Below are 21,962 nucleotides of genomic sequence, written 5' to 3' on the forward strand. Positions count from 1 at the left end.
TTTGAGCCAGCTATGGAGCTAATTCGCGGAATACACAATATTCGGGCACGTCATCATGGGTGTGTGCTGACTATTGGCAATTTTGATGGTGTACACCGTGGCCACCAGGCCCTGATTGAACAGCTTAAGCTGGAAGGTCAACGTCTGGGACTGCCGGTGATGGTAATGATTTTTGAGCCCCAGCCTCTGGAACTGTTTGCCGGTGATAAAGCACCTGCACGCCTGACCAGTTTGCGCGATAAGGCCAAGTATCTCGCTGAGTGCGGCGTAGATTACCTTTTATGTGTCCGCTTCGAGCCACGGTTCGCAGCACACATGGCACAGGCATTTATCTCGCAGCTGCTGGTTGAAAAGCTGGGCGTCAGGTTCCTGACTGTCGGGGATGATTTCCGCTTTGGGGCCAGCCGTCTCGGGGATTTTGAGCTATTACAGAAGGCCGGTGAAGAATACGGTTTTGAAGTGATCAGCACGCAAACTTTCCGTGAAGGTGGGAACCGCATCAGCAGCACGGCGATCCGTAATGCGTTGCGTGACGATGATCTGGCGCTGGCCGAGAATTTACTGGGTCACCCGTTCAGCATCTCTGGCCGTGTCGTACACGGTGATAAACTCGGGCGTACTATCGGCTTCCCGACGGCGAACGTGCCGTTGAAGCGGGTCGTCTCTCCGGTGCGCGGTGTGTATGCAGTTGAAGTCTTAGGCCTCGGGCCTGAACCGTTGCCGGGCGTGGCGAACATTGGAATACGCCCGACAGTCGGTGGTGTGCGCAAGCAGTTGGAAGTGCACCTGCTCGACACCACATTAGATTTATACGGGCGCCACATTGATGTGGTGCTCCGCGCGAAATTGCGCAACGAACAGCGTTTCTCCTCGCTTGATGCTTTAAAGCAACAAATTGCGAACGATGAAGTGACGGCCCGTGAATTCTTTGGGTTAAAGACACTGCGCTAAACATGTACTGACAGGCCTGTAACAAAGCCTGGAATCCAGCCGAAAACGGAACCGAGAATCTATGAGTGACTACAAGAACACCCTGAATTTGCCGGAAACAGGGTTCCCGATGCGTGGCGATCTGGCCAAGCGTGAACCTGACATGCTGAAGAATTGGTATGACCAGGATCTGTACGGGATTATTCGTGCTGCCAAGAAAGGCAAGAAAACCTTTATTTTGCATGACGGCCCTCCGTATGCGAACGGCAGTATTCATATTGGTCACTCAGTCAATAAAATTCTTAAAGACATGATCGTTAAGTCCAAAGGGCTGGCGGGCTTTGATGCCCCGTATGTGCCAGGCTGGGATTGTCATGGTCTGCCGATCGAGCTGAAAGTCGAACAACTGATCGGTAAGCCGGGTGAGAAAGTCACGGCAGCGGAATTTCGCGAAGCCTGCCGTAAATATGCAGCAGAACAGGTTGAAGGTCAGAAGAAAGACTTCATCCGTCTGGGCGTATTAGGTGACTGGGATCATCCGTACCTGACGATGGATTTCAAAACTGAAGCCAACATCATTCGTGCACTGGGTAAAATCATCGGTAACGGCCACCTGCACAAAGGGGCTAAGCCGGTTCACTGGTGTACAGATTGCGGTTCATCACTGGCAGAAGCAGAGGTCGAGTATTACGACAAAACCTCTCCTTCTATAGATGTTGCGTTCAACGCAACTGACGCCGCCGCTGTTGCCGCGAAATTTGGTGTATCAGCGTTTAATGGCCCGATTTCACTGGTAATCTGGACCACTACACCGTGGACCATGCCTGCTAACCGGGCTATTTCACTGAATCCGGAGTTTGCTTATCAGCTGGTTCAGGTGGAAGGTCAGTGTCTGATCCTGGCGACCGATCTGGTTGAAAGCGTCATGAAACGCGCCGGTATCGCAGAATGGACCGTGCTGGGCGAATGTAAAGGCGCAGATCTTGAGCTGTTGCGTTTCAAACACCCGTTCCTCGACTTCGATGTGCCGGCGATCCTTGGCGATCACGTGACGCTCGATGCCGGTACCGGTGCCGTGCATACCGCACCGGGTCACGGCCCGGATGACTTTGTCATCGGCCAGAAATACGGTCTGGAAGTCGCCAATCCGGTAGGGCCGAACGGTTGCTATCTGCCGGGTACTTACCCGACGCTGGACGGTAAATTCGTCTTTAAAGCCAATGACCTGATCGTTGAGTTGCTGCGTGAAAAAGGCGCATTGCTGCACGTTGAGAAAATCACGCACAGTTATCCGTGCTGCTGGCGTCACAAAACGCCAATCATCTTCCGCGCCACGCCACAATGGTTCATCAGCATGGATCAGAAGGGCCTGCGTCAGCAATCTCTGGAAGAGATCAAGGGCGTACAGTGGATCCCGGACTGGGGCCAGGCACGTATTGAAAACATGGTCGCTAACCGTCCTGACTGGTGTATCTCCCGTCAGCGTACCTGGGGCGTGCCGATGTCTCTGTTCGTCCATAAAGACACTGAGCAATTGCATCCGCGCAGTCTTGAGCTGATGGAAGAAGTGGCAAAACGTGTTGAAGTGGATGGCATTCAGGCGTGGTGGGATCTGAACCCGGAAGATATTCTGGGGGCTGACGCGGCTGAATACGTCAAAGTGCCGGATACGCTGGACGTCTGGTTTGACTCCGGTTCAACGCATTCTTCCGTTGTGGATGTGCGCCCTGAGTTCAACGGGCATTCTCCTGATTTGTATCTGGAAGGGTCTGACCAGCATCGCGGCTGGTTCATGTCTTCCCTGATGATTGCGACGGCCATGAAAGGCAAAGCGCCTTACAAGCAAGTGCTGACACACGGTTTCACCGTGGATGGTCAGGGCCGCAAAATGTCTAAATCCATCGGCAATACCATCGCTCCACAGGATGTGATGAACAAGCTGGGCGGCGATATTCTGCGTCTGTGGGTGGCATCTACGGATTACACGGGCGAAATTGCCGTGTCCGACGAGATCCTGAAACGTGCTGCCGATTCTTACCGCCGTATCCGTAACACTGCGCGCTTCCTGCTGGCGAACCTTAACGGTTTCGATCCTGCGCTGCACAGCGTGGCGCCGGAAGATATGGTGGTGTTGGATCGCTGGGCTGTAGGGCGTGCTAAAGCTGCACAGGAAGAAATCATTGCCGCGTATGAAGCTTATGATTTCCACGGCGTCGTTCAGCGTCTGATGCAGTTCTGCTCGATCGAAATGGGTTCCTTCTACCTGGACATCATCAAAGATCGTCAGTACACCGCAAAAAGTGACAGCATTGCACGTCGCAGTTGCCAGACCGCGCTGTATCACATCAGCGAAGCACTGGTCCGCTGGATGGCACCGATCATGTCGTTCACTGCCGATGAAATCTGGGCTGAATTGCCGGGAAGCCGTGAGAAATTCGTCTTTACCGAAGAATGGTATGACGGTTTGTTCGGTCTGGCAGGAAATGAATCCATGAACGATGCGTTCTGGGATGAGCTGCTCAAAGTGCGTGGTGAAGTGAACAAAGTGATCGAGCAGGCGCGTGCTGATAAACGTCTTGGCGGTTCACTGGAAGCTGCTGTCACCCTGTTTGCTGATGACGCGCTGGCAACTGACCTGCGTTCTCTGGGCAATGAACTGCGCTTCGTGCTGCTGACATCAGGCGCGAAAGTCGCGGCGCTGTCAGAAGCTGACGATGCTGCTCAGCCAAGTGAATTGCTTAAGGGCCTGAAAATTGGTCTGGCGAAAGCGGAAGGCGATAAATGCCCGCGCTGCTGGCATTACACGACTGACGTTGGCCAGAACGCGGAACACAGCGACATCTGCGGTCGCTGTGTCACTAACATCGCCGGTGACGGTGAAGAGCGTAAGTTTGCATAATGAGTAAATCGATTTGTTCCACCGGACTCCGCTGGCTCTGGCTGGCGGTCGTGGTCATCATCGTGGATCTGGGCAGTAAGTTTCTCATTATGGGGAACTTCCAGCTCGGTGAATCCATGCCTTTGATCCCGTATTTAAACCTGTTCTACGCCCAGAATCATGGCGCTGCGTTTAGTTTCCTGGCTGATAAAGGCGGCTGGCAGCGCTGGTTCTTTGCGTTAATTGCGCTGGTGATTGTCGTGGCGCTGGTGGTGCTGATGTATCGCGGCAGCGCGAAGCAAAAGCTGAATAACATCGCTTTTGCGATGATCATCGGCGGGGCGCTGGGCAACTTATTTGATCGTTTGTATCACGGTTTTGTGGTCGATTTTATCGATTTTTATGTCGGTAACTGGCATTTCGCTACGTTCAATCTGGCCGACAGCTTTATCTGTGTCGGCGCAGCCATGGTGGTGTTGGAGGGTTTTCTGGCAAAACCCTCTGAAGCCACAAAGAGTAAAGGATAAGTTCTATGTCTCAGCAGGTGAAACACGACAGCGCTGTACTGGTGCACTTTACGTTGAAGCTGGAAGATGGCTCAACGGCGGAGTCAACCCGCGCCAATGGCAAACCTGCACTGTTTCGCCTTGGCGACAGCAGTTTGTCTGATGCGCTGGAAAATCAGCTGTTAGGGCTGAACGTCGGGGATAAGCGGGCGTTTACGTTAGCCCCTGAATCTGCATTCGGCAGCAAGAGCCCGGATTTGGTTCAGTTCTTCTCCCGCCGTGATTTTCAGGAAACCGGGGTGCCGGACGTGGGCACCATCATGTTGTTCAGTGGTCGTGATGGCAATGAAATGCCGGGCGTTGTCCGTGAAGTGACAGAAGATTCAATCACTGTAGATTTCAACCATCCGCTGGCAGGGCAACATATCGATTTCGATATTGAAGTGCTGGAAATTGACCCGGAGCTTGAGGGGAAACATGCAGATATTGCTGGCTAATCCGCGAGGATTTTGTGCGGGTGTTGACCGCGCAATCAGTATTGTGGAACGTGCGCTGGAAATTTACGGCGCACCTATCTATGTCCGCCATGAAGTGGTGCATAACCGTTACGTGGTCGACAGCCTGCGTCAGCGCGGTGCTGTTTTCATTGAGCAAATCAGTGAAGTACCCGATGGATCTATTCTGATCTTCTCCGCTCACGGCGTTTCTCAGGCAGTACGCGCAGAAGCGAAAGCACGTGCCCTGACCATGCTCTTTGATGCCACCTGTCCGCTGGTGACGAAAGTTCATATGGAAGTGGCGCGCGCCAGCCGTAAAGGTACTGAAGCGATTTTGATTGGCCATGCCGGGCATCCTGAAGTGGAAGGCACTATGGGGCAGTACAGCAACCCGAAAGGGGGAATGTATCTGGTCGAAGCACCTGAAGATGTTTATAAATTGCAGGTGAAAGACGAGAATAATCTGTGCTTTATGACCCAAACCACGCTGTCGGTCGATGATACTTCTGCGGTGATTGATGCGCTTCGCGAACGTTTCCCGAAAATCATCGGGCCGCGTAAAGATGATATTTGTTATGCCACGACTAACCGTCAGGAGGCCGTGCGTACGCTGGCTGACGGGGCAGATGTTGTGCTGGTGGTGGGGTCGAAGAATTCCTCGAACTCCAACCGTCTTGCCGAACTGGCGCAGCGCGTCGGCGTACCTTCTTATCTGATTGATTCGGCGGCTGATATTCAGGAAAGCTGGCTGAAAGATGCGAAAAGCATCGGCGTGACCGCAGGCGCATCGGCACCGGATATTCTGGTGCAGGATGTGATCAGCAAGCTGAAAACTTTTGGTGGACTTGATGTCATCAACATCGAAGGGCGCGAAGAAAATATTGTATTTGAAGTGCCAAAAGAACTGCGTGTCGATGTGCGTCAGATCGACTGAGCGCAGAATCTGAATGAAAAACCGGCTCAATGTGGCCGGTTTTTTTATGTCTGCACTTTTATGGCATCAATGAGGCAGGAGTTTGAATAAATTTTGCGGCGAGCCGACCGTGGTAGTTTCCACATGCAGTAACGCGCCTTCCAGTGCATGCGGTGCATCGAGATTTTTGCGTGCCGAGGTGATAAACAGTTCTGTCATATCCGGACCGCCAAAGGTGCAACAACTGGGTTGTGTCACCGGCACCGGTTGCGTATCCAGCGTGAGCAGTTCACCCTGATTGATTTGCTGGCGAAGCAGGCATTTTGAGCCCCAGCAGGCGGTGATCAGCCAGCCATTCAGTGCCAGCGCAGAGCCATCAGGGATCTTATCACCCGAAGAAAAACAGGATATTTTCAGCGGATTGATGCGGCGGGCATTGGCGGAGAAGAAACGTTTCTTTTTGCTGTCTGCAAACCATACCTTGCCTTCATACCAGACCAGAGTATTGGTACACCCGACATTATCAAGCATCATTTCCGGTCTTTCTGTACCTGCCTCATAGCGGAACCATTCGCCGTTGTCCTTTTCTTCCTTTATATCCAGTGTGCCAAACCACAGTGAGCCATCAGGCGCAATGGCCGCTTCATTCGGACGCGTGCCTTCTGCGCCGGGATAATCACAAAGCTTCTGGCGGCTTTTCTGTTCGTAATCGTAGAGATGTATCCCGTCGACGGAAACCAGCAAAAACTGATTTCTTTTTTCGGTCAGCAACACGGCGCTGGTCAGTGCGGGGAGTTGATGAATTTCGGTTTGCCCGTTATCGGGCCAGTAACGCAGAACACGCTGAGCCAGAATATCGACCCAAAGCAAAGATTGTGTACGCTGGCACCAGACGGGGGTTTCACCCAATTCGGCTCGATAGTCGCCAATGGCAGTAATGTCGGACCGGAAAAATGCTGACATCGCAAAGATCTCCTGCAGGTTACAAATGAATAGAGCGGGTGACTGTCTGTATTCAGTCTAGTCTGGCTTTGGCCGTGGGGGATAGATGAAATGCTGTAAAAAGAAAGGGCCAGCCCGTCAATAAGACGTAAAGCCGGCCCCGGAAGTTCAGTCGTTAAGGCTTAGAAGTCGTAACGCAGACGGATCAGGTTCATATCACCGAGGTTATCGGTAGAAGAAGTGAACACATGTTCGTAATCTACACGGAAGCCGTAATCGAGCTGGAAGGACACACCCAGACCGTTATCAATACGCTGGTAATTACGGCCAGTCACATAGGTCAGACGGTCACCCATGAAGTATGGCTGAATGGTTTTAACGGCCAGCTGATTGATTGGGAAAGCATAACCCAGGAAATATTCCAGGCCGTAAGCGTCACCGGCGAAGAAGTGATCTTCAGTTTTCACGCCTGTTGTCAGGAAGTCATGGTAGTAACCGCCACCGAAGGACGCTGTCCAGTTGCCTGGCTTCCAGCTTAGTGCAGTACCGACAATGCTCTGGTTGTAATCTTTAGACGTGTTATCACCTGGATTTCTCATTTCTGCATCGGTGTAGTTGTACGCAGTACCCCAGGTCAGGTCTTTGGTGATGTGGTAATCGACACCGACAGAACCGCCGCCGTTACGTTTGTAACGCAGGCCATTTTTACCGGTCAGCAGTTCGCTGTCTTCGAACAAGTACGATGCGTAAACATCTGCGTCGCCGAAGGTGTTTTTATATTTCAACATCTTACGGGAACGGTAAGAACCATCGTAGTCACCGTTAACCCCATTGCCTGGTGCCTGGGCGAGCATGTCGTAATCCCAGATATCGGTTTTCGCACCCACCACATCGTAATAAACGCTGTTTTGCTGACCAAAGGTCAGCTGGCCGTAGGTTTTGCTTTTCAGACCGGTGTAGAGCATACGACGGCTGGTGTTATGCGCACCCTTCGCATAGTGATTATCCCAGCCAGTCAGGGCTGGAATATTTACACCCAATTCGTAGTAGTTAATCCAGCTGATGTCATCAAACAGATAATAATCAGCAGAGAAACGGAAACGCGTACCGCCATCAAAACCATTGGTTTTGTAGTTTTTCACACCGTTTTGGAACTGGAACTGCGGGCGAATACTGCCCCCGACCTGGAAGTTAAGACGGCTCAGCGGATCGTTTGGCTGTGGATCTTGTTTAAGCAGGGTAATTTCTGCGTGTGCAGCAAAGGAAGCTAAGCCAAATAAAAGACCTGCGGTCGCCACTTGTGTGACTTTGTTCAGTTTGAATTTCATGTTAAATCCCTGTGCCAATATACGGTTCTGAAAAATCAGCAACCAAATTGGCAATGTGTAGTTTTTATTTTTCCCTTACTGATGACTGTCTGGTAAGGGTGAAGACGCGCCATATGCAACCTGGCTACTCATTTTGACTGCCCGTTAAATCAAATTTCTGCAGTTAAAATTAGGTGGCTATTTATTATCACAATCATTGATTTTATCAATATTATTTCATCATATATAATAAAAATTTAATGTTTTAGATCTAGGAAATGTTTTGTTAGCTGCTTATCTGTTAGCACCAAGAGGGTAAATAAGCTTTTTCAGTAACCATCATATTGGTCTTTCTTCTTTATTACATATTGTCAGACGGTGCCCTGCGCGGAAGTGATAAAATCAAAGTAGTGAGAGAGGCGGAAATAAGGAAGGGGACGCTGAAACTTATGCACTACATTGCATGGTTATGCGAGCCGCCTTAAAGTGGATGTTTTGGCTTTTTTTGCCCGTGAGTTCCGGTTCTGCCCGTCGTTTAACACAAAATCACAAAATGCGTAACCTGAAACCAGATGGCTTTTACTGATATTAACGGGCCTGTATCATAATTTTCTAATTATGAAGCAATTTTGCTGGCTCCCTGATCGCGGGGTCGATAACCTGATTCTGTTTCAAGACAGAACCACAATAAGAAGAGAGTAATTATGAGTAACGCTGATATTCGCATGGCCATTGTTGGCGCAGGGGGTCGTATGGGCCGCCAGCTGATTCAGGCCGTATCCGATGCCGGTGGTGTGGTGTTGGGCGCAGCGCTTGAACGTTCGGGTTCTTCCTTAGTCGGAACCGATGCGGGCGAACTGGCTGGCGTAGGGACGGCGGGCATCAAAGTGCATGATAATCTGGATTCCGTAGTCAATGACTTCGATATTCTGATCGACTTCACCCGTCCGGAAGGCACGCTGGCGCACCTTGAATTCTGCCAGAAACACCATAAAGGTATGATTATCGGCACTACAGGCTTTGATGACGCCGGTAAGGCTGCAATTAAACAAGCCTCTGAGGTTATTCCGGTGGTTTTTGCGGCCAACTTCAGCGTGGGTGTAAACGTTGTCCTCAAGCTGCTGGAAAAAGCGGCCAAAGTTATGGGCGACTATACCGATATTGAAATTGTCGAAGCGCACCACCGTCATAAAGTTGATGCACCATCGGGTACGGCGCTGGCAATGGGCGAAGTGATTGCTGATGCGTTAGGGCGTGACCTCAAGGATTGTGCGGTGTATGCCCGTGAAGGCCATACCGGCGAGCGTGATCCCAAAAGTATTGGTTTTGCCACCCTCCGTGCCGGCGATATCGTGGGTGAACATACTGCCATGTTTGCCGATATCGGTGAGCGTGTGGAGATTACCCACAAGGCTTCCAGCCGCATGACTTTCGCAAAGGGTGCAGTTCGTGCAGGAAAATGGCTTTCCTCGCATAAAAGTGGTCTTTATGACATGCGGGATGTCCTGGGTTTGGATGATTTGTAGTAAATGGTTTAGATGTGATGTGGTTGTTTTGGTCATAATCTTTTGATAAAAGGGCAGTTCCTTGATTGCCCTTCTCTTTTTATATGAAAAGAGTGGTTTGAGTTTATTTTCTTTAATTAACCTTCTTTTTATATCTTTTCCTCTGTTTTCAGAAGGGCTATTGTTTGTTTTTTGTACATCCCCGTGATTCCTGCCTGTAACACTTCCTTGTTCCTCGTCATTTTTCAGACATCCTCCTCCGCAAACGGTTACTATAGTTACTTAGACTGTATTTTTATGGCAGTGAAAGCCTGTTTTCATTGAGTTGTGCGAAAAACAGAGAAATGTTGGCGCTTTTGGTAGACAAACCCGGCTGCCATCATTAGAATGCGCGCAATTTGCCAAAAATTGGCTTCGGGAGCGATTTTTGCATTGATTTAGATCGGGTTATCTGAATTAATATGCAGATATTGTGATTTATTATTCTTGGAGGATGCTTTGATAAAGTCAGCGCTATTGGTTCTGGAAGACGGAACCCAATTCCACGGTCGGGCCATCGGGGCAGAAGGGTCGGCAGTGGGGGAAGTGGTCTTCAATACGTCGATGACCGGTTATCAAGAAATCCTCACTGATCCTTCCTATTCCCGCCAGATTGTCACTCTCACTTATCCCCATATCGGTAATGTCGGCACCAATGCCGCTGATGAAGAATCCTCCGCAGTACACGCTCAAGGTCTGGTCATTCGCGATTTACCCCTGATTGCCAGCAACTACCGCAGTGAAGAAAATCTTTCTGATTACCTCAAGCGCAACAACATCGTTGCCATCGCCGATATTGATACCCGCAAGCTTACCCGTCTGTTGCGTGAAAAAGGCGCACAGAACGGCTGTATTATCGCGGGCGATTCACCGGATGCAGAACTGGCGCTGCAAAAAGCTAAAGCCTTCCCCGGCCTGAAAGGCATGGATCTGGCGAAAGAAGTGACGACCAGCGAATCATACAGCTGGCAACAAGGCAGCTGGACGCTGGAAGACGAACTGCCTGCAGCAAAGGAAGCCGAAGATCTGCCATTCCACGTGGTGGCTTACGATTACGGTGCGAAACGCAATATCCTGCGCATGCTGGTCGATCGCGGTTGCCGCCTGACAGTGGTTCCGGCGCAGACTCCGGCGGCTGACGTGCTGAAGCTGAATCCGGACGGTATTTTCCTGTCCAATGGTCCGGGCGATCCGGAGCCTTGCGACTACGCTATCGCGGCCATCAAAACCTTCCTGGAAACCGACATTCCTGTCTTCGGTATCTGCCTCGGCCATCAGTTACTGGCTCTCGCCAGCGGTGCGAAGACCGTGAAAATGAAACTCGGTCACCACGGCGGTAACCACCCGGTAAAAGATCTCGATAAAGATATCGTGATGATTACCGCACAGAACCACGGCTTTGCAGTTGATGAATCTGACCTGCCAGCCAATCTGCGCGTGACGCACAAATCATTGTTTGACCATACGGTGCAGGGTATACACCGTACCGATAAAGCGGCTTTCAGCTTCCAGGGGCATCCGGAAGCGAGCCCGGGCCCGCACGATGCGGCACCGCTGTTTGACCACTTTATTGAACTGATTGAAGCTTTCCGCACAAACAACGCCAGATAACAGGAGCGAATAAAAAATGCCAAAACGTACAGACATAAAAAGCATCCTGATTCTGGGCGCCGGTCCGATTGTTATCGGCCAGGCTTGTGAATTTGACTACTCCGGCGCGCAGGCGTGTAAAGCGCTGCGTGAAGAGGGTTACCGCGTTATTCTGGTGAACTCCAACCCTGCGACCATCATGACCGACCCTGAAATGGCCGATGCGACTTACATCGAGCCAATTCACTGGGAAGTGGTGCGCAAGATTATTGAAAAAGAACGTCCCGATGCCGTGCTGCCGACCATGGGCGGTCAGACCGCACTGAACTGTGCACTGGAACTGGAACGTCAGGGCGTGCTGGAAGAATTCGGCGTGACCATGATTGGCGCGACCGCAGACGCCATTGACAAGGCCGAAGACCGTCGCCGTTTCGACGTGGCAATGAAAAAAATCGGTCTCGATACCGCACGTTCTGGCATTGCACACACGATGGAAGAAGCGCTGGCGGTTGCCGCTGACGTGGGCTTTCCGTGCATTATCCGTCCTTCCTTTACCATGGGCGGTACCGGTGGCGGTATTGCGTACAACCGTGAAGAATTCGAAGAGATTTGTGAACGCGGTCTGGATCTCTCCCCGACCAAAGAGCTGCTGATTGATGAGTCGCTGATTGGCTGGAAAGAGTACGAGATGGAAGTGGTGCGTGATAAAAACGACAACTGCATCATCGTCTGTTCCATTGAAAACTTCGATGCAATGGGTATCCACACCGGTGACTCCATCACCGTAGCGCCGGCGCAGACCCTGACCGACAAAGAATACCAAATCATGCGTAACGCCTCGATGGCGGTGCTGCGTGAAATCGGCGTCGAAACCGGCGGTTCCAACGTTCAGTTCTCGGTGAATCCAAAAAATGGCCGTCTGATTGTTATCGAAATGAACCCGCGCGTATCCCGTTCTTCAGCACTGGCTTCCAAAGCGACCGGCTTCCCGATTGCCAAAGTGGCGGCGAAACTGGCGGTAGGTTATACCCTCGATGAGCTGATGAACGATATCACCGGCGGCAAAACGCCCGCGTCGTTCGAACCTTCTATCGACTACGTTGTGACTAAAATTCCTCGCTTCAACTTCGAGAAATTCGCCGGTGCTAATGACCGTCTGACCACTCAGATGAAATCTGTTGGTGAAGTGATGGCAATTGGCCGTACGCAGCAGGAGTCTCTGCAAAAAGCGTTACGCGGTCTGGAAGTGGGTGCGAGCGGTTTCGACCCGAAAGTCAGCCTGGATGACCCGGAAGCACTGACCAAAATCCGTCGCGAACTGAAAGAAGCCGGTGCCGAGCGTATCTGGTACATCGCGGATGCCTTCCGTGCCGGGATGTCCGTTGACGGTATCTTCAATCTGACCAACGTGGACCGCTGGTTCCTGGTACAAATTGAAGAACTGGTGAAACTGGAAAATGAAGTGGCCGAAGGTGGCTTCAATATTCTGACCCAGGACTATCTGCGTATGCTCAAACGCAAAGGCTTTGCGGACCTGCGTCTGGCGAAGCTGGTCGGCGTGTCAGAAAGTGAAGTGCGCAAACTGCGTCACAAATACAACCTGCATCCGGTTTACAAACGTGTGGATACCTGTGCGGCGGAATTCTCAACCGATACCGCGTACATGTATTCAACGTATGAAGAAGAGTGCGAGTCTAACCCGACCAATGACAAACCGAAAATTATGGTACTGGGCGGTGGTCCTAACCGCATTGGGCAGGGGATTGAGTTCGACTATTGCTGCGTACACGCCTCACTGGCGCTGCGCGAAGACGGTTACGAAACCATTATGGTTAACTGTAACCCGGAAACGGTATCTACCGATTATGACACCTCGGATCGTCTGTACTTCGAATCCGTGACTCTTGAAGATGTGCTGGAAATCGTGCGTATCGAACAGCCGAAAGGCGTGATTGTGCAGTACGGTGGTCAGACCCCGCTGAAACTGGCGCGTGAACTGGAAGCCGCTGGTGTGCCAATTATCGGCACCAGCCCGGATGCGATTGACCGCGCTGAAGACCGCGAACGTTTCCAGCAGGCGGTTAACCGTCTGGGACTGAAACAGCCAGCCAATGCCACAGTGGCGACTATCGAGCAGGCTGTTGAGAAAGCCGCCGGTATCGGCTATCCGCTGGTGGTGCGTCCGTCCTATGTGCTGGGCGGACGTGCAATGGAAATCGTCTATGACGAAATCGACCTGCGCCGTTATTTCCAGAACGCTGTCAGCGTGTCGAACGATGCGCCGGTGCTGCTGGACCGCTTCCTTGACGATGCCGTAGAAGTTGATGTTGACGCGATCTGCGACGGAGAGCGCGTGCTGATTGGTGGCATCATGGAGCACATCGAACAGGCGGGCGTACACTCCGGTGACTCTGCGTGTTCACTGCCATGCTATACACTGAGCCAGGAAATTCAGGATGTGATGCGCCGGCAGGTTGAGAAACTGGCTTTTGAACTGAGCGTACGTGGCCTGATGAATGTCCAGTTCGCGGTGAAGAATAACGAAGTCTACCTGATTGAAGTGAACCCGCGTGCTGCGCGTACGGTTCCGTTTGTCTCCAAAGCCACTGGTGTGGCGCTGGCGAAAGTTGCCGCGCGCGTAATGGCAGGGCAGACGCTGACAGAGCAGGGTATTACTGAAGAAGTGATCCCGCCTTACTACTCTGTCAAAGAAGTGGTGTTGCCGTTCAATAAATTCCCAGGTGTTGACCCGATTCTGGGGCCGGAAATGCGTTCTACCGGTGAAGTCATGGGCGTTGGCCGTACTTTTGCCGAAGCCTTTGCCAAAGCGCAGCTGGGCAGCAATTCCGGTATGAAGAAAGCCGGTCGCGCACTGTTGTCGGTTCGTGAAGGCGACAAAGGCCGCGTGGTGGATCTGGCCGCTAAACTGCTGAAACGTGGTTTTGAGCTGGATGCAACACACGGTACGGCGGTGGTATTGGGCGAAGCCGGGATTAACCCGCGTCTGGTTAATAAGGTGCATGAAGGTCGTCCGCATATTCAGGACCGTATCAAGAACGGCGAATATGTGTATATCGTCAACACCACGGCAGGACGGCAGGCGATTGAAGACTCCAAGCTTATCCGGCGTAGTGCGCTGCAATACAAAGTGCATTATGACACGACGCTGAATGGCGGTTTCGCGACAGCGATGGCATTGTCTTCTGACCCGACTGAACAGGTGATTTCAGTGCAGGAAATGCACGCGAAAATCAAAGGTTAATGGCATCATTGTTTTATAAAGGCGTGGCGAAAGCTGCGCCTTTTTCTTTTATACCCGTCATACTTTAATTCGCAGATGCGTTAGTTACATCCGGTCCCCCGAATCACTTATCTGAATAAGCTCATCGGATCCCATCACTTGCTGCCTTCCTGCGAATCGAATTATTTGGGTATAACGGTTGGAGTTTTATCCGGAAAGCCCAAAATTGCGTATGCTGAAGTAAAGCTAATAAGACAAGAGACCTGCATGATTTTAATAATTTACGCCCATCCTTATCCGCGCCATTCCCGGGCCAACCAGGGGCTGCTCTCAGCAGTCAGCGATTTACCTGATGTCGAAGTGCGTTCGCTCTACGACCTCTATCCTGATTTCAATATCGATATCACTGCTGAACAGAAAGCCGTTGAACGCGCGGATCTGGTGGTTTTCCAGCATCCGATCCAGTGGTACAGCCTGCCGCCATTGATGAAACTGTGGATAGACAAAGTGCTCGAACACGGCTGGGCGTATGGTCATGAAGGCAATGCACTGAACGGTAAACATTGTCTGTGGGCCGTGACAACGGGCGGTAATGAGCATCATTTTGAACTGGGTGATCATCCTGATTTTGACGTGCTGGCGCAGCCGTTGCAGGCGACGGCCATTTATTGCGGCATGCACTGGCTGCCGTATTTTGCCGTGCACAACACGTTCATTTGCGATGAAGTGGCGCTCAAGGCTGCGGGCGAAGAATATCGTCGCCGTTTAACCGCCTGTCTGAGTCTGAAGGAAGGCTGCCCGCCGGAGGTGAGTCTTGGATAACCATAACCTGATGATCGAAGGGCTCATTTATCTGGGCTCGGCGGCGCTGTTTGTGCCCATCGCAGTGCGTCTTGGACTGGGGTCGGTGCTGGGCTACCTGATTGCGGGCTGCATTATTGGCCCATGGGGGCTGAAACTGGTGTCGGATGCGGAGTCAATTCTGACCTTCGCAGAAATTGGTGTGGTGCTGATGCTGTTTGTCATCGGCCTGGAGCTGGACCCTAAACGGTTATGGACGATGCGGGCTTCGGTTTTTGGCGGCGGCAGCATTCAGATGGTGGGTTGCGGTGCGGTGCTCAGCGTATTTTGTTATTTCCTCGGGCTGGACTGGAAAATTGCACTGCTGATCGGCCTGACGCTGGCACTTTCCTCCACGGCAATTGCCATGCAGGCGATGAGTGAACGCAGTCTGACGCCTTCTCCGCTTGGCCGCAGCGCCTTTGCGGTATTGCTGTTTCAGGATATCGCCGCGATCCCGCTGGTAGCGATGATCCCGTTACTGGCGAGTACCGGTGAAGCTACAACGCTGATGAGCTTTGGCCTGTCGGCGGCCAAAGTGGCCGGTGCGCTGGTACTTGTGGTGTTGCTCGGACGCTACGTGACCCGGCCATTGCTGCACTTTGTCGCACGCTCAGGCATGCGTGAAGTGTTCAGTGCCGTTGCGCTGTTTTTGGTCTTCGGCTTCGGCATTTTGCTGGAAATGGCCGGTATGTCGATGGCAATGGGCGCATTTCTGGCAGGTGTATTGCTGGCAAGTTCTGAATACCGCCACGCACTGGAAAGCGATATTCAGCCGTTCAAGGGCCTGCTCCTCGGGCTGTTCTTTATCGGCGTCGGCATGTCCATCGATTTTGGCACGCTGGTCCATCAGCCGCTGCTGATCGCCACATTGCTGGTGGGTTTTATGGCACTGAAAGCCGCTTTACTTTGGCTGATCGCGCCCTGGTTGGGCGTGCCGAAAAAGCAGCGTGGGCTGTTTGCCATCTTAATCGGGCAAGGCAGTGAGTTTGCATTCGTGATTTTCAGCACCGCACAAATGGCCGGTGTGTTACCGGTGGCGTGGTCGAAATCCCTGACGCTGGCGGTGGCACTTTCCATGGCGGTAACGCCGTTACTGCTGGTGCTGTCGGCCCGTCTTGAGCGTAATGCGCCGAAAGATGATCGCCCTCATGACACCATTGATGACGAAAATGCACAGGTGATTATTGCCGGTTTCGGGCGTTTTGGTCAGATTGCCGGTCGTTTGTTGCTGGCTAATAACGTTCACACGGTGGTATTAGATCACGATCCGGATCACATTGAAACGCTGCGTAAATTTGGCACCAAAGTATTTTACGGCGATGCCACGCGCGTTGATTTGCTCGAATCTGCCGGTGCCGCCCAGGCCAAAGTGCTTATTAACGCCATCGATGATGTGGAAGCCAATCTTCAGCTGACGGCGCTGGCGAAAGAGCATTTCCCGAATCTGAAAGTGATTGCCCGCGCCCGCGATGTCGATCACTGGTACCAGTTGCGTCAGTTGGGTGTTGAAGCGCCGGAACGTGAACTGTTTGAAGGCTCCCTGCGCGTTGGCCGCGATGTTCTGGAAGTGCTGGGGCTGGATGCGTATGAAGCCCGTGAAAAAGCCGATCTGTTCCGTCGTTATAATCTGAAAATGCTGGAAGCTACCCTTGGAAATTACGAAGATACCGAATTCCGTATCGCCAGTATGCAGCGTGCGAAAGACATGCTGACAGCCGCCATCGAGCAGGATCAGGTTCGCCTGGCTTCCGGTCAGCAACAGGGCTGGCGTGGCAGTATTGACGGCAAAGCGCCTGAGAAAGAGGTGATTGAAGCGAAAGGTTAAGCCGCCTGTTAAAACACAAAACCGGTGCCTGACGCACCGGTTTTTTCCTTTCCGGACTCAGCTCAGTGCGACTTTAATGCCTAAACCGATCAGCACACCGCCCAGCAGTTTATCGATAAGTTTCTGAGCTTTCGCCAGACCACGACGTACCGGCGGGCTCTGGATAAGCAAAGCCAGCGACGGCCACCAGATAGCCGACAAACCGACGATAATCGAGGCGTACCACAGCTTTTCCCCGAAGGTGGAATTGATCTGCAAGACCTGCGTGAACATCGCCAGGAAGAATAATGTTGCCTTAGGATTTAGCAGGTTACACAGATAACCCTGCATGAACGCTACGCGCAATTTCACCTGCTGTGGCTCAATCCCGTCGAGGTTCATTTTGCTGTTGCTGCGTGAGAATAACGCCTGAATACCGACCCAGATCAGATATGCCGCACCGATGTATTTCAGCAAATTGAATAACCACGGCGTGGTGGTAATCACCACTGCCAGACCGGCCACACAGTAAGACATGTGTGTAATCACGCCGCAAATTACGCCCAGTGACGTCGTGAGTGCCGCGATGCGCGGATAGCGGGCCGCATTTTTGATGACCAGAAAGAAATCAGGACCGGGAGAAAGCATGCCGAGGAAGGCAATACTGGCAACAAAAAGGGTGGTTTCAAGCATGAAAATAACCGTCGTCAATGTTCGGAGCAAAAGAAGGCGGCATGATACGCCAATCCTCAGTAAGTTAAATCACTCTTATTGCTTTTTTTGCGGGCGGTGAATGGTATGCAGGATCCGGTCATAGAATACCCGGTGCGCGAAAGCCCCGGAGCGCATCATCAACGTGAAATTACCCGGTTGTGCATCGAATGTGCCCTGATGCTGTTGCAGCACGGCGCCGAAAGTATGCTGGTTGAACAGCTATCGGCGAGGCTTGGCGTCGCGCTGGGAATGGACAGGGTGGAAAGTTCGATCTCCGCCAATGCGATTGTGCTCAGCACGCTAAGCGGCGGTTACTGTCTTACCTCGACGCGAAAAAATATCGACCGCGGGATCAACATGCAGGTTGTGACCGAAGTCCAGCATACGGTGATCCTGGCTGAGCATAAGCTGCTCGACAGTGCGCTGGTGGCAAAACGTCTGCATAGAATCAAACCGCTGCGCTATCCGCGCTGGCTGATGGTATTGATGGTGGCGCTCTCCTGCGGGTGCTTCAGCAAACTTAATGGTGGCGGCTGGGATGCGTTCACGGTCACTTTTTTCGCCAGTGGCATCGCCATGGCCGTACGCCAGAGCCTCACTGCGCGGCATATGAATCCGCTGATCAACTTTTGCTGTACGGCATTTGTGGCGACTTCGGTTTCAGGATTGCTGTTGCGGCTGGACGTTTTCCATCAGTCATCAAACGTCGCGATGGCTGCCAGTGTGTTACTGCTGGTACCGGGTTTTCCATTGATTAATGCCGTGGCGGACATGTTCAAAGGCCATGTGAATACCGGTCTGGCGCGCTGGGCGATGGCCAGCCTGCTGACTCTGGCGACTTGCATCGGCGTGGTCATGGCAATGGCATTGTGGGATCTGCGGGGGTGGTCATGAGTCTTTTATGGGCACTGATCCAGGATATGCTTTTTGCCGCCGTGCCTGCACTGGGCTTTGCGATGGTGTTTAATGTACCCCCGCGGGCATTGCGGTATTGCGCGCTGCTCGGTGCGCTTGGCCACGGTACACGGATGATGCTTATTCATGGCGGGATGAACATCGAGTGGGCCTCCCTGCTGGCGGCTATACTGATTGGTATTCTGGGCATTCGCTGGTCACGCTGGTTACTGGCACATCCTAAAGTTTTCACCGTTGCCGCCGTTATCCCGATGTTCCCCGGTATTTCTGCCTACACGGCGATGATCTCTGTGGTGGAAATTTCGCATCTGGGCTACAGCGAAGCGTTAGTGTCGTCGGCACTTACCCATTTTCTGAAAGCCAGCTTTATCGTGGGGGCATTATCTATCGGATTATCATTACCGGGATTATGGCTGTACCGTAAACGCCCCGGTGTGTAAGCACTGTTGTACAACGGGGATAGGCAATACAACAAGCCAACGTATGGCTCAGCATTTTCGACTGGATTACAGCGAAATTTTCCGGTTTTTGAACCTGCTTTACCGCCGGAACTGGTACTTCTGTCGGAGAATATCCCGGCAGGGTAAGAGCTCTCTTATATCTTTGTAAAGCGCCCGTCTCCCTATCGACGGCTGATGGGGCTTTCCGTATAGTGGCAGCTCTTTTTTGGGGTCACGCACAAATTCTTTTTCTACACAGGGCATCACAATGATTATTAGCCTGATCGCCGCACTGGCGACCGATCGCGTTATTGGCATGGAAAACGCTATGCCTTGGCATTTACCTGGTGATCTGGCCTGGTTTAAGCGTAATACGCTCAATAAACCCGTCATCATGGGACGCAAGACGTTTGAGTCAATCGGACGCCCGTTACCAGGCCGGCTGAATATTGTCATCAGCTCTAAACCGGGTGAGCATGAAGGCGTGACCTGGGTGACGTCTGTTGAGGCTGCACTGGCTGCTGCCGGTGACGTGGAAGAAGTGATGGTAATGGGCGGTGGCCGTGTCTATGAGCAGTTGCTGCCGAAGGCCAACCGTTTATATCTGACTCACATCGATGCCGAAGTGGAAGGGGATACGCATTTCCCTGATTATGAGCCGGATGACTGGGAAAGCACATTCAGCGAATTCCACGATGCGGATGAGCAGAATTCTCACGGTTATTGTTTCGAAATTCTTGATCGCCGCGCCTGATGCTATGGCAGCGTGAAATAAAAAGGCACCTTTCTCAGGTGCCTTTTTGCTGTCTGTATACCCGCTGTTTGCTTACACAGCCTTTGGGATCTCAGAGTGCTGTTTTTCGCTCTGGCGGTTTGAAGGCTGAGTGAAATAAGTTTTGTCTTCCCAGCGCAACATCGTCAGGTCACCGCCCCAGCAGCAACCGGTATCCAGCGCATAAATGCCTTCCGGCGCGCCTTTCCCTTCCAGAGATGCCCAGTGTCCGAATGCGATACTGTATCCTGCTTCCTGTAAAGGACCCGGAATATCAAACCAGGGTTTCAGCGGCTTCGGCGCGTTTTCCGGGGTATCTTTGCAGATCATATCCAGCTGTCCGTTCGGGAAGCAGTAACGCATGCGGGTGAAAGCGTTGGTGCTGAAACGCAAACGTGCCAGACCGGTCAGGTCAGGATGCCAGTTGTTCGGCATATCACCATACATCGCATCAAGAAACAGCGGATAGGTATCGCTGCTCAATACGGCTTCCACTTCACGGGCGCACATTTTGGCGGTGTCGAGATCCCATTGCGGCGTGATCCCCGCGTGGGCCATGACCAGTTTCAGATCTTCATCAACCTGCATGACCGGCTGGCGGCGTAACCAGTTGAGCAGTTCGTCAGCGTCTTCGGCTTCAAGCAGAGGAGTGATGCGGTCTTTCGGTTTGTTGAAACTGATCCCGGCATAAACCGCCAGCAGATGCAGATCATGGTTACCGAGCACCATCCGGACACAATCCCCCAGGCCGCTGACAAAACGCAGCACTTCAAGCGAGGACGGACCGCGGGCGACCAAATCACCTGTCAGCCAAAGGACATCTTTTTGCGGATTAAAATCCACCTGCGCTAACAGCGCCTTGAGTTCATCGATGCAGCCGTGAACATCACCAATAAGATATGTCGACATGAGGATTAATTTATCAGCGTAGGGATGGCGAGCCGGAAGACCGGAACAGGCACACGGAAGGTTTCACCGTCTTGTGTGACCATTTCATAATGGCCTTCCATCGTGCCCAGCGGCGTTTCTAAAATGGCACCGCTGGTGTAGTGAAATTCATTGCCGGGCAGGATCAGCGGTTGTTCACCGATAACCCCTTCGCCCTGGACTTCAGTCTGACGGCCGTTACTGTTAGTGATCAACCAGTAACGGCGGAGCAGTTGCACACTAAAACGCCCCAGATTGCGGATGGTAATGGTGTAAGCGAAGACAAAACGTTCTTCTTCGGGTATCGACTGTGACTCAACGTAGATACTTTGCACCTGAACACAAACGCGGGGCGAATTAAGCATAGCGCTACTCCTGAAGTTCCGGGGTTTTAGGTCGTGTTGATAACCAGTTAGCCAGTTTACAAAATTGTTCTACTGAAATATTTTCAGCACGCATGCTGAGATCTAAGCCCAGTTCGGTCATTTGCTCAGGAGTGAACAGATGGCCGAGGCTGTTGCGCACAGTTTTACGACGCTGGTTAAAAGCATCGGTGGTCAGACGGCTCAGAATACGAATATCCGGTACCGGGTACGGGATCACTTCATGTGGCACTAAACGTACCACCGCCGATTCGACTTTAGGCGCCGGTGTAAAGGATTCCGGCGGTACTTCCAGAACCGGGATCACATTACAGTAATATTGTGCCATGACCGTTAAGCGACCATACGCCTTGCTGTTCGGCCCTGCAACCAGACGGTTAACCACTTCCTTTTGCAACATAAAGTGCATGTCTTTAATGGCATTCGTATAGGTGAAGAGGTGGAACATCAGCGGTGTGGAAATATTGTACGGCAAGTTGCCAAACACGCGCAGCGGTTGACCGAGTTCTTCTGACAACTCGCCAAAATTGATTTTCATCGCATCAGACTGGATAACCCGCAATTTGCCCTGAAATTTCGGATTGGTTTCCAGCCGCGCAGCCAGATCGCGGTCAAGTTCGATAACCGTCATGCTGTCCAGGCGTGAAGCAACAGGCTCAGTTAATGCCGCCAGACCCGGACCGATTTCAACGACAGCCTCGCCCGGCATAGGGTGAATGGCCGACACGATGCTATCGATAACAAATTGATCGGTTAAGAAGTTTTGCCCAAAACGTTTACGGGCAAAGTGACCTTGGTGGACTCTACTATTCATTG

General features: G+C 52.1%; 19 protein-coding genes. 13 read left to right on the top strand and 6 right to left on the bottom strand.

The genetic code is table 11. From position 1 onward, the window contains the following. The first annotated feature begins 12 nt into the window (after window positions 1-12). The 5 genes from ribF to ispH all read left to right on the top strand — a co-directional run bounded on the left by ribF (window position 13) and on the right by ispH (window position 5,745). Complete coding sequence (ribF, locus tag EVX52_RS11340) at window positions 13-951, top strand: bifunctional riboflavin kinase/FAD synthetase (protein ID WP_129953246.1); 939 nt, start codon at window positions 13-15, stop codon at window positions 949-951. A gap of 61 nt (window positions 952-1,012) precedes the next feature. Next, entirely contained in the window at window positions 1,013-3,829 is a 2,817-nt protein-coding gene (gene ileS / locus EVX52_RS11345; protein ID WP_129953245.1) for an isoleucine--tRNA ligase, read from the top strand. Next, the gene (gene lspA, locus EVX52_RS11350) at window positions 3,829-4,335 is read left to right on the top strand and encodes a signal peptidase II (RefSeq protein WP_015698717.1); all 507 of its coding nucleotides are present in this window, start codon (window positions 3,829-3,831) and stop codon (window positions 4,333-4,335) included. The genes ileS and lspA overlap by 1 nt, the downstream gene beginning before the upstream one ends. A gap of 5 nt (window positions 4,336-4,340) precedes the next feature. Continuing rightward, window positions 4,341-4,811, top strand: a complete 471-nt coding sequence (gene fkpB, locus EVX52_RS11355) for an FKBP-type peptidyl-prolyl cis-trans isomerase (protein WP_129953244.1) — start codon at window positions 4,341-4,343, stop codon at window positions 4,809-4,811. Continuing rightward, a complete protein-coding gene (ispH, locus tag EVX52_RS11360) occupies window positions 4,792-5,745 on the top strand; it encodes a 4-hydroxy-3-methylbut-2-enyl diphosphate reductase (protein ID WP_129953243.1) in 954 nt (317 codons plus the stop codon). The genes fkpB and ispH overlap by 20 nt, the downstream gene beginning before the upstream one ends. A 66-nt stretch (window positions 5,746-5,811) precedes the next feature. Here ispH and EVX52_RS11365 read toward each other — a convergent pair whose 3' ends face one another. Together EVX52_RS11365 and EVX52_RS11370 are read right to left on the bottom strand one after the other, a co-directional pair. Further along, entirely contained in the window at window positions 5,812-6,687 is an 876-nt protein-coding gene (locus EVX52_RS11365; protein WP_129953242.1) for an SMP-30/gluconolactonase/LRE family protein, read from the bottom strand. 161 nt (window positions 6,688-6,848) lie between these two features. Then, window positions 6,849-7,994, bottom strand: coding sequence for a porin (locus EVX52_RS11370; protein WP_129953241.1), 1,146 nt, complete (start codon window positions 7,992-7,994; stop codon window positions 6,849-6,851). A 683-nt stretch (window positions 7,995-8,677) separates the two neighbouring features. Here EVX52_RS11370 and dapB point away from each other — a divergent pair. The 5 genes from dapB (at window position 8,678) to kefC (ending at window position 17,016) form a co-directional block, all read left to right on the top strand. After that, window positions 8,678-9,499, top strand: a complete 822-nt coding sequence (gene dapB / locus EVX52_RS11380; protein ID WP_129953240.1) for a 4-hydroxy-tetrahydrodipicolinate reductase — start codon at window positions 8,678-8,680, stop codon at window positions 9,497-9,499. Between the two features lie 477 nt (window positions 9,500-9,976). Beyond that, a complete protein-coding gene (gene carA, locus EVX52_RS11385) occupies window positions 9,977-11,128 on the top strand; it encodes a glutamine-hydrolyzing carbamoyl-phosphate synthase small subunit (RefSeq protein WP_129953239.1) in 1,152 nt (383 codons plus the stop codon). Between the two features lie 16 nt (window positions 11,129-11,144). Further along, entirely contained in the window at window positions 11,145-14,369 is a 3,225-nt protein-coding gene (gene carB / locus EVX52_RS11390; protein ID WP_129991301.1) for a carbamoyl-phosphate synthase large subunit, read from the top strand. Between the two features lie 246 nt (window positions 14,370-14,615). Then, on the top strand, window positions 14,616-15,170 hold the full coding sequence (kefF, locus tag EVX52_RS11395; RefSeq protein ID WP_129953237.1) for a glutathione-regulated potassium-efflux system oxidoreductase KefF: 555 nt from the start codon (window positions 14,616-14,618) through the stop codon (window positions 15,168-15,170). Beyond that, window positions 15,163-17,016: a glutathione-regulated potassium-efflux system protein KefC gene (kefC, locus tag EVX52_RS11400; protein ID WP_129953236.1), complete on the top strand. Its 1,854-nt coding sequence runs from the start codon at window positions 15,163-15,165 to the stop codon at window positions 17,014-17,016. The genes kefF and kefC overlap by 8 nt, the downstream gene beginning before the upstream one ends. Before the next feature lie 57 nt (window positions 17,017-17,073). Here kefC and EVX52_RS11405 read toward each other — a convergent pair whose 3' ends face one another. Beyond that, window positions 17,074-17,688, bottom strand: a complete 615-nt coding sequence (locus EVX52_RS11405; RefSeq protein ID WP_129991302.1) for a LysE family transporter — start codon at window positions 17,686-17,688, stop codon at window positions 17,074-17,076. A 105-nt stretch (window positions 17,689-17,793) separates the two neighbouring features. On the opposite strand from EVX52_RS11405, the gene EVX52_RS11410 reads away from it, so the two are divergent. From EVX52_RS11410 to folA, 3 genes are all read left to right on the top strand, one after another. Beyond that, the gene (locus tag EVX52_RS11410) at window positions 17,794-18,603 is read left to right on the top strand and encodes a threonine/serine exporter ThrE family protein (RefSeq protein ID WP_129991303.1); all 810 of its coding nucleotides are present in this window, start codon (window positions 17,794-17,796) and stop codon (window positions 18,601-18,603) included. After that, window positions 18,600-19,064, top strand: coding sequence for a threonine/serine exporter (locus EVX52_RS11415; protein ID WP_165383731.1), 465 nt, complete (start codon window positions 18,600-18,602; stop codon window positions 19,062-19,064). The genes EVX52_RS11410 and EVX52_RS11415 overlap by 4 nt, the downstream gene beginning before the upstream one ends. Window positions 19,065-19,332: 268 nt before the next feature. Continuing rightward, complete coding sequence (folA, locus tag EVX52_RS11420; RefSeq protein WP_129953232.1) at window positions 19,333-19,818, top strand: type 3 dihydrofolate reductase; 486 nt, start codon at window positions 19,333-19,335, stop codon at window positions 19,816-19,818. A 72-nt stretch (window positions 19,819-19,890) separates the two neighbouring features. Here folA and apaH read toward each other — a convergent pair whose 3' ends face one another. The 3 genes from apaH to rsmA are packed head-to-tail and all read right to left on the bottom strand — an operon-like array spanning window position 19,891 to window position 21,960. Further along, the gene (gene apaH / locus EVX52_RS11425; RefSeq protein WP_129953231.1) at window positions 19,891-20,745 is read right to left on the bottom strand and encodes a bis(5'-nucleosyl)-tetraphosphatase (symmetrical) ApaH; all 855 of its coding nucleotides are present in this window, start codon (window positions 20,743-20,745) and stop codon (window positions 19,891-19,893) included. 5 nt (window positions 20,746-20,750) lie between these two features. After that, on the bottom strand, window positions 20,751-21,128 hold the full coding sequence (apaG, locus tag EVX52_RS11430; protein ID WP_129953230.1) for a Co2+/Mg2+ efflux protein ApaG: 378 nt from the start codon (window positions 21,126-21,128) through the stop codon (window positions 20,751-20,753). A 4-nt stretch (window positions 21,129-21,132) separates the two neighbouring features. Beyond that, a complete protein-coding gene (gene rsmA / locus EVX52_RS11435) occupies window positions 21,133-21,960 on the bottom strand; it encodes a 16S rRNA (adenine(1518)-N(6)/adenine(1519)-N(6))-dimethyltransferase RsmA (RefSeq protein WP_129953229.1) in 828 nt (275 codons plus the stop codon). Window positions 21,961-21,962: the final 2 nt, after the last annotated feature.

This window comes from Rahnella sp. CFA14(1/10) (assembly GCF_004195095.1).
GTDB lineage: Bacteria > Pseudomonadota > Gammaproteobacteria > Enterobacterales > Enterobacteriaceae > Rahnella > Rahnella perminowiae.

What these genes read in the sequence shown, in the direction of transcription:
- dapB (WP_129953240.1), top strand. Translation starts at nt 8,678, where the DNA reads ATGAGTAACGCTGATATTCGCATGGCCATTGTTGGCGCAGGGGGTCGT.
- lspA (WP_015698717.1), top strand. Translation starts at nt 3,829, where the DNA reads ATGAGTAAATCGATTTGTTCCACCGGACTCCGCTGGCTCTGGCTGGCG.
- EVX52_RS11365 (WP_129953242.1), bottom strand. Translation starts at nt 6,687, where the DNA reads ATGTCAGCATTTTTCCGGTCCGACATTACTGCCATTGGCGACTATCGA.
- apaH (WP_129953231.1), bottom strand. Translation starts at nt 20,745, where the DNA reads ATGTCGACATATCTTATTGGTGATGTTCACGGCTGCATCGATGAACTC.
- carB (WP_129991301.1), top strand. Translation starts at nt 11,145, where the DNA reads ATGCCAAAACGTACAGACATAAAAAGCATCCTGATTCTGGGCGCCGGT.
- EVX52_RS11410 (WP_129991303.1), top strand. Translation starts at nt 17,794, where the DNA reads ATGCAGGATCCGGTCATAGAATACCCGGTGCGCGAAAGCCCCGGAGCG.
- ileS (WP_129953245.1), top strand. Translation starts at nt 1,013, where the DNA reads ATGAGTGACTACAAGAACACCCTGAATTTGCCGGAAACAGGGTTCCCG.
- EVX52_RS11405 (WP_129991302.1), bottom strand. Translation starts at nt 17,688, where the DNA reads ATGCTTGAAACCACCCTTTTTGTTGCCAGTATTGCCTTCCTCGGCATG.
- rsmA (WP_129953229.1), bottom strand. Translation starts at nt 21,960, where the DNA reads ATGAATAGTAGAGTCCACCAAGGTCACTTTGCCCGTAAACGTTTTGGG.
- apaG (WP_129953230.1), bottom strand. Translation starts at nt 21,128, where the DNA reads ATGCTTAATTCGCCCCGCGTTTGTGTTCAGGTGCAAAGTATCTACGTT.
- kefF (WP_129953237.1), top strand. Translation starts at nt 14,616, where the DNA reads ATGATTTTAATAATTTACGCCCATCCTTATCCGCGCCATTCCCGGGCC.
- fkpB (WP_129953244.1), top strand. Translation starts at nt 4,341, where the DNA reads ATGTCTCAGCAGGTGAAACACGACAGCGCTGTACTGGTGCACTTTACG.
- folA (WP_129953232.1), top strand. Translation starts at nt 19,333, where the DNA reads ATGATTATTAGCCTGATCGCCGCACTGGCGACCGATCGCGTTATTGGC.
- ispH (WP_129953243.1), top strand. Translation starts at nt 4,792, where the DNA reads ATGCAGATATTGCTGGCTAATCCGCGAGGATTTTGTGCGGGTGTTGAC.
- EVX52_RS11415 (WP_165383731.1), top strand. Translation starts at nt 18,600, where the DNA reads ATGAGTCTTTTATGGGCACTGATCCAGGATATGCTTTTTGCCGCCGTG.
- EVX52_RS11370 (WP_129953241.1), bottom strand. Translation starts at nt 7,994, where the DNA reads ATGAAATTCAAACTGAACAAAGTCACACAAGTGGCGACCGCAGGTCTT.
- ribF (WP_129953246.1), top strand. Translation starts at nt 13, where the DNA reads ATGGAGCTAATTCGCGGAATACACAATATTCGGGCACGTCATCATGGG.